Origin of the sequence: Rhizobium sp. rho-13.1 (assembly GCF_007000305.1) — a bacterium.
GTDB lineage: Bacteria > Pseudomonadota > Alphaproteobacteria > Rhizobiales > Rhizobiaceae > Rhizobium > Rhizobium rhododendri.
Genome location: NZ_SCFL01000002.1, coordinates 1 through 12513 on the forward strand (window position 1 = coordinate 1; position 12513 = coordinate 12513).

Genomic DNA, 12513 nt, shown 5'->3' on the forward strand with positions numbered 1-12513 from the left:
GCACAGATTGGCCGTCTACGGCTGCGACCCGAACGAGGTTCAGGCCATGCTGGACGGCCTGGGTGCGGAGGCGATCCCAGCGCTCGATGCAGCGATCCAGATTGATAACGTAAATGAGGAGCGGAGACGCGGGTACTGCCCTGTCAATCCCGCGACAGGCATCCTTTCGCTCGACCCGTTCAAGCATTCACTCAACTCCCGACAGATCAGCACGACTTAAACGTCATAAAACCGGAAAAGATTGGACAGATGCAGTACAGCGATCGCAACTTTGTTCCCGCTCTAACTAATGCCATGTCGTCCGAGCGAGTTCAAGCGCGTCCGGGATCGCCATTTGTGACAGGCTGTTACGTTGGGACATCGGTTTCAGCAAGATGTGATGAGGCCGCGCTGCCTTTTGCAAGCCGCTCAGGCTTTCCCTCGGTTCCTGTAATGACTATATGCGGATAGCACGGGGTGTTGCGCAATGCTCCGCCCAGCAGAAGGGTTGGCGTTCATGTGGATAATGAGAGTTGCTCTGGTCGGAGCCACGCTGCTTGCCCTGACACCCTACAACGGCTTTGCCGAAGGTGAGGGCAAACTCACATGGAATAAGCCGATCTATCCCTACAAGGATTTGCCAGGCGTCACGGCACCACAGGCATTTCAGGAAAAGTTTAAGTGCTGGACGCGCTTGGCCGACCTCGATTTCGGCTATCGCAGCTTCTACCGCGACTACCCGCGCCTGGTCTACTTCTGCGACCAGAACGGCGTCATTTCCGAAAGCACCCGCCCACCCAACTACAGCTACTGGCAATATAACAATCGTAATCGCTGACCTGTCCGACACCGAGTTTTCGCACAGCGTAACGACAGCAAAAGACACCCCCGAAGGGGCGTCCGCTAACAATTACTATGAAAGCTAAGCTGTTGATCTGGCAGAGATCAAAAATGGAATGGTGCCCAGAAGAGGACTCGAACCTCCACACCCTTTCGGGTACCAGCACCTGAAGCTGGCGCGTCTACCAATTCCGCCATCTGGGCGACGGTCAGGCATGTAAGGGGGTCGTCCGCTGCTGTCAACAACGTTTTTGAAGTTTTGATGTCATTCCCCGAAAAAGCGACTTATTGCGCTGTTCGGGCGAAGGCGCGGACCAGATCAAGTCCTTGGACCAAAAGCGACTTTGCCTCGTTTTCGCTGGCCGCCTCGACATAGCAGCGCATTTCCGGGGCATTGCCCGAGGGACGGAAATGGATCATCCGGCCGTCCTCCAGCATGACCTGCAGGCCGTCTATGTCGCTCGTTGAGGCCACCGATCCAACAGGTGCCAGAAACGCAGCCAGATTGCTTTCCGAGGCGCGCAGATGCGCCATCAGCGCGCCGCTGGTCTCTAGTGCGAAATTCTCCAGCCGGTCGGCTGCGGCAAAGGGCAGGCTGTAGCCGGCGGCGACCTGAGACAGGGTCTTCTTCGAAGCCGCTGCCGCATGGAGCGTGGCAAGGATCGGCAGAAAACTATCGCGCGTCGGCAGGGGCTGGATGGTCGTGCCGTTGACGGTAAAGGCGCTTGCCGTCAACGTGCCGCCATTGGCCTCGAAACCCATGACGCCCGGCCGGCCGTCCGCCAGCGCGGCGTTCATGCCAGCGATCACATAGGGCGAGCCAACGCGGGTGCGGGTAACGCTGTAGCGGCCGGCGGTCTCGACACCGGAATTAGAGGTGACAGGCGTAACGAGCACACCGGCACCGAGGAAATTGGCGGCGATGAGACCGAGAAGGTCGCCGCGCAGCGGCTCGCCGTGTTCGTCCGAGACCAGTGGCCTGTCGCCGTCGCCATCGGCGGAGACGATGGCATCGAGCCGGTGTTCGTTCGTCCATCCGCGGAGCAGTTCGACGGTCTGGGCAGAAACGGCTTCGGTATCGACCGGGATGAAGCTGTCGGAGCGACCGAGCGGCACGACGCGGGCGCCGTAATGATCCAGGACTTGCCCCAGCAGGTCGCGGGCGACCGTGCTGTGCTCGTAGACGCCGACGGTCAAGCCCACAAGGCTGCCTGCCGGCAGGAGTGCTGCGTTGCGGCTCAAGAACTGTGCCTCAGCCTGCTCGCCGCGCTTCTCCGCGCTGGCAGGCGAGGCGTCGATGGCGCTGTCGCCGATGGCGGCCGCTTCCGCTGTGATGGCTTCTTCGTCCTGCTTGTCGATTTCGCCATCCGGGCGGTAGAATTTGATGCCGTTGCGATCAGCCGGAATATGAGAGCCGGTCACCATCAGGCTGGCGGCTCCGAGTTCCAGGCCATAGAGTGCCAGCGCTGGCGTGGCGATGGCGCCGCAATCGATCGGTACGAGGCCCGCGCGCCCCAGCGCCCCGATGCAGGTCGCAGCAACTGATGGGCTCGACTCGCGGAAATCACGACCGACGAGAACGGGGTCACCAGGCTTGGCATGGCCGCTCTTCAGGAGATGACGGGCAAACGCCGTTGAATAGAGAGCCGAGGCGCGGCCTTCGAGATCGACAGAAAGGCCGCGAAGGCCGCTCGTTCCAAATTTCAGACTGCTCACGCGATAACTCCCGACATTGATAAGGCTTTATGGCGCAGGACCGAAGATCGATCAACCGACGCAAACGGTCGGACGCACCAGGTTTGGCCCTGCGCACTTGGGCAGGACATGATGGTGTCCTATATAGCCTACCATATGACGCGCGAAAGAAAGCGGCACGGGAAATGATGAAATTTACCGCAAGGAGCCCCGGCGCTCCAAGGGGAGGTGGTGCCGCACGGTTTCGTAACCTCGTTCCGATGGCTGTGGTAGCCATGGCTTCGCTGACTGCAATGTCAGCTCAAGCCTTGCCTCTCACAGCCGTCGCCAAGATAGAGCCTTCGGCGGCTTTGATCGAGATCTCGACGGTGTGCGATACGCGCGGTTGTTTCACATTCGGGCCGCGCCAGAGCTATCAGCGGCCAAACTATCGTCCGCTCGGCCAGACCGGACCCCGATATTATAGTCCCGGCGCACGGCCGCCTCGCTTTATCTTCCGACCCCAGCCCCCGAGGCTGCCGCCGCAGGTCCGGGTGCCTGCCGCCGATCCGAGCTTTCACCGCCAAAGCTGCATGAACCGTTACCGCTCCTACGACCCGTTGACCGACAGCTACAAGGCGCCGGGCGGAAGGCCGGTGCGCTGCGTCCTGCCGGAGCGCCGCTGATCGCTCCAGCTCTCGCTGCGCTCCCGGTCGGTGTGGCCGAGATCGCGCTCGGGTTCGATGATGTCGCGGACCCGCTGCTTCAATTCCTTCGGGCCCGGAAAACCACCGTCGCGCTTGCGTTCCCAGATCAGCTCACCGTCCACCCGGATCTCGAAATTGCCGCCGGTGCCGGGCAGGAGGGCCACCTCGCCGAGACTGTCGCCAAATGTTTGGAGCAGTTCCTGCGCCATCCACGCGGCGCGCAGCAGCCAGTTGCACTGGGTGCAGTAGAGGATGCTGATGCGGGGTTTTGCGGTCATGTCGGTTCTCCTGTGCGACCCGCAGTCTAGGGACGTGGGCCCCATGTCACAACGGCTAAACGTTTATCGCGAAGCGGGCACTGGTGACTTAGTGTTCCATCCGGTCGTCACCAGCAGGGACTCGCGCTGCTTGGCTGGCATGGCGCGCAGTCGGCTTTGCGTTACCAGGCGTATCGCGGCAAACCCCGCCAAGACGAGAAGCACTTTGCTGGAGATGGTAAAGATCGCCATCGTCAGTGCCCAGGTTTTGATTTCAGTGCTGAGCGCGAGGTACGCATTGAGCGCTGCGGTGGTGAACATAAGGCCTGACCACACGAAGCCGAGCGCGATGCCGATATCGGCCGAAACGGCGCGGGCAATCGCAGGCAGGTAGCGATTGATCCATCCGGGCTTCAGCATCGCGGCACCGACAATCACATAAATCACGCTCGGCTTGAAGAGCACGAAACGGGGATCGTCCGTCACCATCGTTGCCGTACCGGAAGCGAAAACCAGAAACAGGCTTAGCCACTGCATGCTGTCGACAGGCTTCCTCCTTGAGACCTGGACAGCAATTTGGCAGGCACCGAACAGCATGCCGAGACAAGCCGACAGCACTGCGTTCTGCGTTAAAGAGAAGAGGATGACAAAAAGCAGGCTCGCGCCGAGGTCGTTGGCCATCAATCCTATGGTTTTCAGAAAGGACTTCATAAGGACTGGCCCAGCGATCGCTATGCGAAGGCATAGAGCCAATCGCGTATTGCAGCAAGCCGGGAGGTTAGGCAATGGATCAAGCTTGAGCCGAAGCGCACGTTTGCCGCAAACCAGACAGCAAAAAGGGCGCCTCGGCGCCCTCAATCATATGCCTTGAAAGGGCTTCCCCTCACTCGTCGCTCATCTTCAGCGCCGCAATAAACGCTTCCTGTGGAATGTCGACCTTGCCGAACTGGCGCATACGCTTCTTGCCAGCCTTCTGCTTGTCAAGCAGCTTGCGCTTGCGGGAGGCGTCGCCGCCGTAGCACTTGGCGGTCACGTCCTTGCGCATTGCCGAGATCGTCTCGCGGGCGATGACGTTGCCGCCGATGGCCGCCTGGATCGGAATCTTGAACATGTGCCGCGGGATCAGGTCCTTCAGCTTTTCGCACATGTCGCGACCGCGCTTTTCGGCGGCGGTCCGGTGTACCAGCATCGACAGCGCGTCGACCGGCTCGCCGTTGACCATGATCGACATTTTCACAAGGTTGCCTTCCTTGTAGCCGTCGAGATGGTAGTCGAAGGAGGCATAGCCCTTGGAAATCGATTTCAGCCGGTCGTAGAAGTCGAACACGACTTCGTTGAGCGGCAGCTCGTAGGTCAGCATGGCGCGCTTGCCGACATAGGTAAGCTCGGTCTGGACGCCACGGCGATCCTGGCAGAGCTTGAGGATGCCGCCGAGATAATCGTCCGGGGTAAGGATGGTTGCCTTGATCCAAGGCTCGTGGATTTCCGAGATGCGCACGACATCCGGCATGTCGGCCGGATTGTGCAGCTCGCGCTCGCTGCCGTCGGTCATGTTGAGCTTGTAGACCACCGACGGTGCCGTCGCGATCAGGTCGAGATCGAACTCGCGCTCGAGGCGTTCCTGGATGATTTCGAGATGCAGCAACCCGAGGAAGCCGCATCGGAAACCGAAGCCGAGAGCTGCGGACGATTCCATTTCGAACGAGAACGAGGCGTCGTTGAGGCGCAGCTTGCCCATGGCAGCGCGCAGATCCTCGAAGTCGGCCGCATCGACGGGGAACAACCCGCAGAAGACGACCGGCTGGGCCGGTTTGAAGCCTGGCAGCGCCTTGGCCGTCGGCTTCTTGTCTTCGGTTATGGTGTCGCCGACGCGGGTGTCTGCCACTTCCTTGATCGAGCCGGTGAAGAAGCCGATCTCGCCCGGGCCGAGGCTGTCGACCGCCAGCATCTTCGGCGTCAGCACGCCGACGCGTTCGACCTGGTATTTTGCGTCGGTGCCCATCATGCGGATGGTCTGGCCCTTGGTCAGCACGCCGTCGAGGATACGCACCAGAACCATGACCCCGAGATAGGTGTCGTACCAGCTGTCGACCAAGAGCGCCTTCAGCGGGCCTTTTTCGCCCATCTCGCTTTTCGGCGCCGGCAGCTGGTGGACGATGGCTTCCAGAACCTCGGGGATGCCGAAGCCGGTCTTGGCCGAAATCAGCACGGCCTGGCTGGCGTCGATGCCGATGACTTCCTCGATCTGCTCGCGGATGCGGTCGGGTTCTGCGGCCGGCAGGTCGATCTTGTTGAGAACGGTGACGATCTCGTGGTTGTTGTCGATGGCCTGGTAGACGTTGGCAAGGGTCTGCGCCTCGACTCCCTGTGACGCGTCGACCACCAGCAGCGATCCTTCGCAGGCCGACAGCGAGCGCGACACTTCGTAGGCGAAGTCGACGTGCCCGGGTGTGTCGATCAGGTTGAGGACGTATTTTTCGCCGTTGTTGGCCTGGTAGTGCAGGCGCACGGTCTGAGCCTTGATGGTGATGCCGCGTTCGCGCTCGATGTCCATGCTGTCGAGCACCTGCTCCGACATGTCGCGTTCGGCAAGGCCGCCCGTCGACTGGATCAGCCGGTCGGCAAGCGTCGATTTGCCATGGTCGATATGGGCGACAATGGAAAAGTTGCGGATATGGTCGAGTGGGATGCGGTTCGGATCGGTGCTCATGCGCGCCATATAGCAGCGCCGTCCTCAGCCGCAAAGCGGAAAACGGGTGCAGTGCAGGGCTTTGCGGCAATTTGCAAAGCACCCGAGGCGGTAAATCTCTAAGCTTGACAGGGGTCGATTCCATTATATGAATAATATATTCCCTAATAGTAGAAAAAGAGGGTGTCATGGAACAGGAGCTCGACATTGCAGTTGGCGCCCGGATCCGACAGTTGCGAATCGATAAGGCGCTGACGCTGGATGAGTTGGCCCGGTCCTCGGGCGTCAGCCGTGCCATGATCTCGCGGATCGAGCGCGCCGAGGCGAGCCCGACCGCGTCGCTGCTGGCGCGCCTTTGCGCGGCTCTCGGTCTGTCTCTTTCCGCCTTTTTTGCCGACGAGGGCAGGGCCGCGTCGCCCTTGGCGAGGCGCGAGGAGCAGCCGGTCTGGCGGGATCCGGAGACGGGCTATGTCAGGCGCGCAGTCTCGCCGGCGCGCACCGCTTCGCCCGTCGAAATCGTCGAGATTTCGTTTCCGCCCGGCGCCCGCGTCAGTTTTCCACCGCATGCTGCCGGCCGTGGCATCACTCAGCACGTATGGCTGTTCGAGGGCGAGATGGAGGTGATTACCGCCGATTGTGTCCAGCCGCTACAGGCTGGCGATTGCCTGTTCATGCCCATTGGCGAGGGCCACGTCTTTCACAATCCGACCGAACGCCCCGCGCGCTATTGCATCGTGCTCGACCAGAGCGGCCGATGACCAACATCTGGAGAAAACAATGATCGATATCCGCATGCTCGATGCCGACCAGGCTCGCAGTGCAGGGCAGCAGCTTGCCGAAATCCTGGTGGATTGCGTCGAAGACGGCGCCTCCCTCGGTTTCATGCACCCCTTCGGCGTCTCGGATGCGCTGCCCTTCTGGGCTGGCGTCGCCGATGACGTGGCATCCGGCAAGACGCTTCTGTTTGTCGCCGAGATCAATGGTGAGATGGTCGGTACGGTGCAGATCGGCTTTGCCAGCATGCCAAACCAGAGCCATCGCGGCGACCTCAAGAAGCTGCTCGTCCACCGCTCGGCGCGGGGCAAGGGCGTGTCCCGGCTGCTCACGGAAGCCGCCGAGCAGGAGGCGGCACGGCATGGCAAGAGCCTGCTGGTGCTCGATACCGCAACCGGCAGCCCGGCAGAAGCCATCTACCCCCGCCTCGGATGGAACAGGGTCGGCATCATTCCGGACTATGCCGCCTGGCCCCAGGGTGGCCTCGGCGATGTAACGCTGTTCTACAAGCGGATAGGGCTTCCTGCTGCTTGACAGCGGTGGCCTCGTCCCCGTTCTATCCTCCCGGACGACAATTGGGGACCTCCAATGCGCATTTTCTATTCCGAAGACCACAAGCTGCGCGATGCAAAGACGGAACTCCATGGCGGCTTGCTGGTGACCCCGTTCGAGGGGCCGTTCCGCGCTGAGTGGATCCTCGCGGCGGTGCGGGAGGCCGGTTTTTCCGACGTGGTATCGCCGCGTCCGCAGGGACTTGAGACCGCGTTAAAGGTCCATGATGCCGGCTACCTCGATTTTCTGTCGAAGGTCTGGCGCCTGTGGAAGGCAAGTGGGGCGGAAGGCGAGGCGATCGCGACCTCGCTGCCGGTGCGCCGCTCCACCCAGCGCATTCCCAACGATATCGACGGAATGCTCGGCTACTATGCCAACGCTACCGAGACCTCCATCACCGATGGTACCTATGAGGCCGCGCTTTCCGCCATGCGTTGCGCCCTCGATGGCGCGGACTGGCTGAATGCCGGTAACCGCTTTGCCTTCGCGCTCTGCCGCCCGCCCGGTCATCATGCCGGTATCGATCTTTTCGGCGGCTATTGCTTCATCAACAATGCCGCCGTCGCCGCCGAGCGGCTGATCGAGCATGGCGCGAAAAAGGTCGCCATCCTCGACGTCGATTTTCACCACGGCAACGGCACGCAGGACATCACCTACCAGCGCAGCGATATCTTCTTTGCTTCGCTGCACGGCGAGCCGGCCAATGCGTTCCCCTATTTCTGGGGTTACGCCGACGAAATCGGGGCAGGCGCTGGCGAAGGGTGCAACGCCAATTATCCGCTGCCGCGCGACACTGCCTGGCAGGCCTGGTCTGCAGCGCTCGCCGATGCGCTCGCCCGCATCAAGGCGTCAGGTGCAGAGGCGATCGTTCTGTCGCTCGGCGTCGATACGTTCGAGCGCGACCCGATCTCCTTCTTCAGGCTGACCTCCGAGGACTTCAGCCGCATGGGAGCGATGATCGCGGCGGCCGGCCTGCCGGTGATCACCTGCATGGAGGGCGGCTACGGCGTTCCGGAAATCGGCCTCAACGTCGCCAATGTTCTGATGGGCCTGGAAGCCTGATCCGTAGCCATCGGTTTTCCTGATGTCAGCATGACAATTTGGCGTTTGCCGCCATGCCCGCCGCCCGCTAGGAGCGGTGGCAAAGGGGGAGTGGCATGGATCAGAACGCAGCGACGATGGGAAGCGATGGCGGTGCGCCGTTGATGCCCGTACCGGACAAGGCGCCGCAGGGCGGCATGGCCGCAGGCGCGCTGATGTGCCTGCTGTCGATGACGTCGATCCAGTTCGGCGCGGCTTTTTCGTCGCCGGCCATCGGGCTCTATGGGGCAGCCGGCGCCAGCTGGCTGCGGCTTGGCTTCGCAGCCCTTATTCTTGTCGCCATCGTCCGCCCTCCGATCTCTCGCTACAGCCGCCGGCAATGGTTGGGCGCCTTGTTGCTGGGCACGGTAACGGCCTGTATGACGATGTCGTTCTTTGCGGCAGTCCAGCGCATCCCGCTCGGGCTGCTCGTGGCGATCGACTTCCTGGGGCCGCTTTCCGTGGCAGCTTTCGGTTATGGCATCGGCTGGCGGCTGGCCTGGCCGCTGGTGGCGGGCATCGGCGTGTTGTTTCTGGCGCGCGACGGACAGGGCTGGGTGGGCAACCTGCCGGGCGTCATGTTCGCGCTCGCCTCGGCCGTCGGATGGGCGATCTACATTATCCTCACAAAGAAAGTCGGTGCCGCCTTCAAGGGTTTCGAGGGTCTGGCAATGTCGCTCATGGTGGCGGCCCTGCTGGCCACGCCCTTCGGCCTGCCGGCCTCGATCGGGGCTCTCTCCTGGGAAGGTCTGGGCGAAATGCTCGGCCTCGCCATCCTCGTGCCGCTGTTGCCCTACGCGTTGGAAATGGTGGCGCTGCGGCGCATGCCGACAGCCTCCTTCGGCATCCTGATGAGCCTGGAGCCAGCGCTCGGCGCGCTCGCAGGCTTCCTGGTGCTGTCTCAGCCGATGACACTGCTGCAGATGCTAGGCACGGCCTTTGTCGTCGCAGCCAGCGTAGGCGCCACTCTCGCGCCCTAGGCTGGAGGAGGACCGGCCGGGGCGTCGTTGGCCGAACTGTAGAAAAGCGCCAGGAACATGCTCTTGGCGATCCGCTCGGCCGTTGTCATGAACCAGTCACGGGCCTCTGGCGTCGGCGCGATATCCTCGAGCGTCGCAGCAAATAGCCCCAGCCATTCCGGAAACATCTCCGGCACCAGCCCCTCCACCGATGCATGCGCCTGCACGGGCTTGCCGCCATAGGCGCCGGTCTTCAAGGGGATCGACGACCAGAAGCGCTTCATCTTTTCCATATGCTCCGGCCAGCGACCGGAAAGCCGCGCCTCGAAGACAGGCCCAAGTCGCGAGTTCACCTGGATCCGTTGGTAAAACTCTTCGACCAACTTGTCTATGAATGCGGCATCGATGCCGATGCGAAGCATGTCCGCCTCGGCACGCTCGCGCATCGCGGCGATCTGGGCGGCGCGGCCCTGCAACTCGTTGGTCATTCGGTTTCGCTCCTGCCGCAGCCGCTCCTGCAGCCATGGAGGCCGCGTAAGAACAGCCGGTATAGCCGCGTTGCAGAGGATACAGAAGGCCATGCCCGGCAGCTTTGCTCAAATTGCACGATTGCCCTTGCCAAGATCTTGACCCGTGCCATATCGCACTTTAGATTTAGATTAATTCTAAAGTGGAGACACCCATGCTGACCCGCCTGTTCCGATCGTCCAAGCGCCCGTTCAAGTCCCTGACGGAGCAGGAAGTCCTTGCCGTGGCAATCGCGGCAGAAGAGGACGATTCCCGCATCTACCTCGCCTATGCCGACACCCTGAGGCCGAAGTATCCCGCGTCTGCCAAGGTCTTCGAGGACATGGCCGAAGTCGAAAGCACGCACCGCAAGATGCTGATCGAGATGCATCGCAAGCGGTTCGGCGAGCGCATTCCGCTTATTCGCCGCGAGCATGTACAGGGCTTCTACGAGCGCAAGCCGGATTGGCTGCGCAACACGCTGTCTCTGGAAGCCATGCGCCAGGAGGCCGAGACGATGGAGGGCCAGGCATATCGCTTCTATCTCCAGGCGGCCAAGCAGACCTCCGATGCCGGGACGCGTCAGCTGCTCGACGATCTCGCCATGGCCGAGCAGGGCCACGAAGACGTCGCCGCAATGCTGAGCGAGAAGCATACGCCGGAGGACGTCAAGAAGAACGAAAATGCCGATGCCCGTCGGCAGATGGTGCTCACTTATGTGCAGCCGGGCCTGGCAGGCCTCATGGACGGCTCGGTCTCGACGCTGGCGCCGATCTTCGCCGCAGCGTTCGCCACCCAGGACACCTGGCAGACATTCCTGGTCGGCCTTTCAGCGTCCGTCGGTGCCGGCATTTCGATGGGCTTCACAGAGGCTGCCCATGACGATGGCAAGATTTCTGGTCGTGGCTCGCCGATCAAGCGCGGTCTGGCCTGCGGCATCATGACGGCACTCGGTGGCCTCGGACATGCCTTGCCCTACCTTATCCCGGATTTCTGGACGGCCACTATCACCGCTGGCGTCGTTGTCTTCTTCGAGCTCTGGGCGATTGCCTTTATCCAGAACAAGTTCATGGAAACGCCATTCCTGCGTGCCGCTTTCCAGGTCGTCCTCGGTGGCGGTCTCGTCCTGGCGGCAGGTATTCTGATCGGCAATGTCTGACGATATTTCGCTCCGACAGATCTTACCTGAACCAGCAATGAAAATGGGACCGAAGCCATCCGGCTTCGGTCCCATGTTTGTATTCGGAAATCACCTGACGGCGGGCGCCGGGCTCAGTTTCCTCCGCGGCTGAACATGGGGCCGCGCGGCGAGTCTGGATTAGGCACGATGATCTGGTTGTTGTCGGGGCGGTCGCGGTTGTAGTCTCTTCTTGGGCCGTCGGGCCTGCCGTCACCGCGTCCTGGACCGCGGGGCCTGTCGTTATCCCGGCGACGATCCGCATAATCTCGCCTGTGATATCCGCCGTCGCGACGGTAGCCCGGGTAACCGCGATAGTAGCCTCCGTCACGGTAGCCACCATAATAGCCTCCACCGTAATAAGGCGCGTCATAGGTGGTGACGTAGGCGCCGCTGTAGCCTCCGCCTTCCACGCAACCGGCAAGAGTGAGGGTCGCGAGACCCATAACGGCCGTTAACAGCAATGATCTGATTTTCATTTATTTCTCCCCACACTCGGATCCGGGAATGAAAACAGGTTTTCAATTCGCAGCCGAGGCAATTTGTATTTCTGAACGTTCTAATGCAGCTGACCCGCCGAAGTTCCATCCGCGTGCACGGAATGCTTCGATGCGTTTGTGAGGCGGTATGAACAAACGGGTCATGGCGACGAAATATCTTGCCCGGCTCCGGTCGAGCCGCTGCATCCGCAGGCTTCCGGATGCAGTCCCGCCTTACTTCAAGGCGCCGACCAGTACGTCACGGCCATTCTCGATCGTCACCCAGCGGCCTGCATTATAGCTCGCCTGGCGTTTGATGTAGGAATAAGGCGTCTGGTACCAGATCTTCACTTCATCGGTGAGGTTGTCGAGCTCGTAATCGCCCTGGGCGGTGCGCAGCGTCAGAATGGCGTGACCTTCGCCATCCGGCTTGCGGACGACGGTCATGAGAAGGTTGGACGGAGAAAAGCCGCGCTGGATCAGGATACGGCGCTTCAGCAGTGCAAAGTCTTCACAATCGCCAGCGGTGACCGGATAGGCCCAGTATTCTTCCTTGCCATAGACTTCCATGTCCGTGGCCGGGATGATGGTGGTGTTAACCTGCAAATTGACCTGCTTGACCGTTGCCCAGTTTGCATCGGTCATCTTGACGGGCATCAGATCCGAATTGGGGCCGCATTCGCTGCGGTAGCGCTGACAGAAATCATAATGGCCGATTGGCTGCGAGGTGGTGCCGCCGACAACCATCGAAGGCCCACTCTGGGACGCCGGCATAGCCGATGTCGACATGGCAAATATCGCCACTAAGGCTAGAAAGATGCCCTTGAAATCCACGCCAG

The 12513-nt window shown here is 61.4% G+C and carries 15 protein-coding genes and 1 tRNA gene; 8 read left to right on the forward strand and 8 right to left on the reverse strand.

The window, feature by feature from the left end; translation table 11 throughout:
• Together EQW76_RS29315 and EQW76_RS06435 are read left to right on the forward strand one after the other, a co-directional pair.
• Nucleotides 1–220: hypothetical protein (locus EQW76_RS29315; protein WP_203452792.1), on the forward strand; the 220-nt coding region annotated here is incomplete at its 5' end.
• A gap of 246 nt (nucleotides 221–466) precedes the next feature.
• Nucleotides 467–817: a hypothetical protein gene (locus EQW76_RS06435; RefSeq protein WP_142823625.1), complete on the forward strand. Its 351-nt coding sequence runs from the start codon at nucleotides 467–469 to the stop codon at nucleotides 815–817.
• A 119-nt stretch (nucleotides 818–936) separates the two neighbouring features.
• Here the strand turns inward: EQW76_RS06435 and EQW76_RS06440 are convergent.
• Nucleotides 937–1023 (reverse strand) — tRNA-Leu (locus EQW76_RS06440).
• 81 nt (nucleotides 1024–1104) lie between these two features.
• Complete coding sequence (locus tag EQW76_RS06445) at nucleotides 1105–2526, reverse strand: phosphomannomutase (RefSeq protein WP_202617139.1); 1422 nt, start codon at nucleotides 2524–2526, stop codon at nucleotides 1105–1107.
• Nucleotides 2527–2807: 281 nt separating this feature from the next.
• Here EQW76_RS06445 and EQW76_RS30215 point away from each other — a divergent pair, with 281 nt between their 5' ends.
• The gene (locus EQW76_RS30215; RefSeq protein ID WP_224129485.1) at nucleotides 2808–3179 is read left to right on the forward strand and encodes a BA14K family protein; all 372 of its coding nucleotides are present in this window, start codon (nucleotides 2808–2810) and stop codon (nucleotides 3177–3179) included.
• Here EQW76_RS30215 and EQW76_RS06455 read toward each other — a convergent pair.
• The 3 genes from EQW76_RS06455 to lepA all read right to left on the reverse strand — a co-directional run bounded on the left by EQW76_RS06455 (nucleotide 3125) and on the right by lepA (nucleotide 6176).
• Nucleotides 3125–3478: a SelT/SelW/SelH family protein gene (locus EQW76_RS06455; RefSeq protein ID WP_142823627.1), complete on the reverse strand. Its 354-nt coding sequence runs from the start codon at nucleotides 3476–3478 to the stop codon at nucleotides 3125–3127. The two genes, EQW76_RS30215 and EQW76_RS06455, sit on opposite strands and share 55 nt — an antisense overlap.
• A 63-nt stretch (nucleotides 3479–3541) precedes the next feature.
• Nucleotides 3542–4168, reverse strand: coding sequence for a septation protein IspZ (locus EQW76_RS06460; RefSeq protein ID WP_142823628.1), 627 nt, complete (start codon nucleotides 4166–4168; stop codon nucleotides 3542–3544).
• Nucleotides 4169–4340: 172 nt separating this feature from the next.
• Nucleotides 4341–6176: a translation elongation factor 4 gene (lepA, locus tag EQW76_RS06465; protein ID WP_142823629.1), complete on the reverse strand. Its 1836-nt coding sequence runs from the start codon at nucleotides 6174–6176 to the stop codon at nucleotides 4341–4343.
• Nucleotides 6177–6334: 158 nt separating this feature from the next.
• On the opposite strand from lepA, the gene EQW76_RS06470 reads away from it, so the two are divergent.
• The 4 genes from EQW76_RS06470 (at nucleotide 6335) to EQW76_RS06485 (ending at nucleotide 9532) form a co-directional block, all read left to right on the forward strand.
• Entirely contained in the window at nucleotides 6335–6904 is a 570-nt protein-coding gene (locus tag EQW76_RS06470; RefSeq protein WP_142823630.1) for an XRE family transcriptional regulator, read from the forward strand.
• A 19-nt stretch (nucleotides 6905–6923) separates the two neighbouring features.
• Entirely contained in the window at nucleotides 6924–7454 is a 531-nt protein-coding gene (locus EQW76_RS06475) for a GNAT family N-acetyltransferase (protein WP_142823631.1), read from the forward strand.
• Nucleotides 7455–7508: 54 nt separating this feature from the next.
• Nucleotides 7509–8534: a histone deacetylase family protein gene (locus EQW76_RS06480; RefSeq protein WP_142823632.1), complete on the forward strand. Its 1026-nt coding sequence runs from the start codon at nucleotides 7509–7511 to the stop codon at nucleotides 8532–8534.
• A 116-nt stretch (nucleotides 8535–8650) separates the two neighbouring features.
• Nucleotides 8651–9532, forward strand: coding sequence for an EamA family transporter (locus tag EQW76_RS06485; protein WP_224129483.1), 882 nt, complete (start codon nucleotides 8651–8653; stop codon nucleotides 9530–9532).
• Here the strand turns inward: EQW76_RS06485 and EQW76_RS06490 are convergent.
• Nucleotides 9529–9999 (reverse strand): group III truncated hemoglobin, encoded by a 471-nt coding sequence (locus EQW76_RS06490; RefSeq protein ID WP_142823634.1) that lies wholly within the window; start codon nucleotides 9997–9999, stop codon nucleotides 9529–9531. The genes EQW76_RS06485 and EQW76_RS06490 overlap by 4 nt on opposite strands.
• Nucleotides 10000–10193: 194 nt before the next feature.
• Between EQW76_RS06490 and mbfA the strand changes: the two genes are divergently transcribed.
• Nucleotides 10194–11177: an iron exporter MbfA gene (gene mbfA, locus EQW76_RS06495; protein WP_142823635.1), complete on the forward strand. Its 984-nt coding sequence runs from the start codon at nucleotides 10194–10196 to the stop codon at nucleotides 11175–11177.
• A 113-nt stretch (nucleotides 11178–11290) separates the two neighbouring features.
• Here mbfA and EQW76_RS29320 read toward each other — a convergent pair whose 3' ends face one another.
• Both EQW76_RS29320 and EQW76_RS06505 read right to left on the reverse strand, forming a co-directional pair.
• Complete coding sequence (locus EQW76_RS29320) at nucleotides 11291–11674, reverse strand: hypothetical protein (protein WP_202617122.1); 384 nt, start codon at nucleotides 11672–11674, stop codon at nucleotides 11291–11293.
• A gap of 234 nt (nucleotides 11675–11908) precedes the next feature.
• Nucleotides 11909–12508, reverse strand: a complete 600-nt coding sequence (locus EQW76_RS06505) for a transglutaminase-like cysteine peptidase (RefSeq protein WP_111216096.1) — start codon at nucleotides 12506–12508, stop codon at nucleotides 11909–11911.
• Nucleotides 12509–12513 lie beyond the last annotated feature (5 nt).

Excerpts from the sequence above, each read along its gene's own strand:
- EQW76_RS06435 (WP_142823625.1), top strand. The coding sequence starts at position 467 with ATGCTCCGCCCAGCAGAAGGGTTGGCGTTCATGTGGATAATGAGAGTT.
- EQW76_RS06460 (WP_142823628.1), bottom strand. The coding sequence starts at position 4,168 with ATGAAGTCCTTTCTGAAAACCATAGGATTGATGGCCAACGACCTCGGC.
- EQW76_RS06490 (WP_142823634.1), bottom strand. The coding sequence starts at position 9,999 with ATGACCAACGAGTTGCAGGGCCGCGCCGCCCAGATCGCCGCGATGCGC.
- EQW76_RS06475 (WP_142823631.1), top strand. The coding sequence starts at position 6,924 with ATGATCGATATCCGCATGCTCGATGCCGACCAGGCTCGCAGTGCAGGG.
- EQW76_RS06455 (WP_142823627.1), bottom strand. The coding sequence starts at position 3,478 with ATGACCGCAAAACCCCGCATCAGCATCCTCTACTGCACCCAGTGCAAC.
- lepA (WP_142823629.1), bottom strand. The coding sequence starts at position 6,176 with ATGGCGCGCATGAGCACCGATCCGAACCGCATCCCACTCGACCATATC.
- EQW76_RS06485 (WP_224129483.1), top strand. The coding sequence starts at position 8,651 with ATGGGAAGCGATGGCGGTGCGCCGTTGATGCCCGTACCGGACAAGGCG.
- EQW76_RS06480 (WP_142823632.1), top strand. The coding sequence starts at position 7,509 with ATGCGCATTTTCTATTCCGAAGACCACAAGCTGCGCGATGCAAAGACG.
- EQW76_RS30215 (WP_224129485.1), top strand. The coding sequence starts at position 2,808 with ATGTCAGCTCAAGCCTTGCCTCTCACAGCCGTCGCCAAGATAGAGCCT.
- EQW76_RS29320 (WP_202617122.1), bottom strand. The coding sequence starts at position 11,674 with ATGAAAATCAGATCATTGCTGTTAACGGCCGTTATGGGTCTCGCGACC.
- mbfA (WP_142823635.1), top strand. The coding sequence starts at position 10,194 with ATGCTGACCCGCCTGTTCCGATCGTCCAAGCGCCCGTTCAAGTCCCTG.
- EQW76_RS06470 (WP_142823630.1), top strand. The coding sequence starts at position 6,335 with ATGGAACAGGAGCTCGACATTGCAGTTGGCGCCCGGATCCGACAGTTG.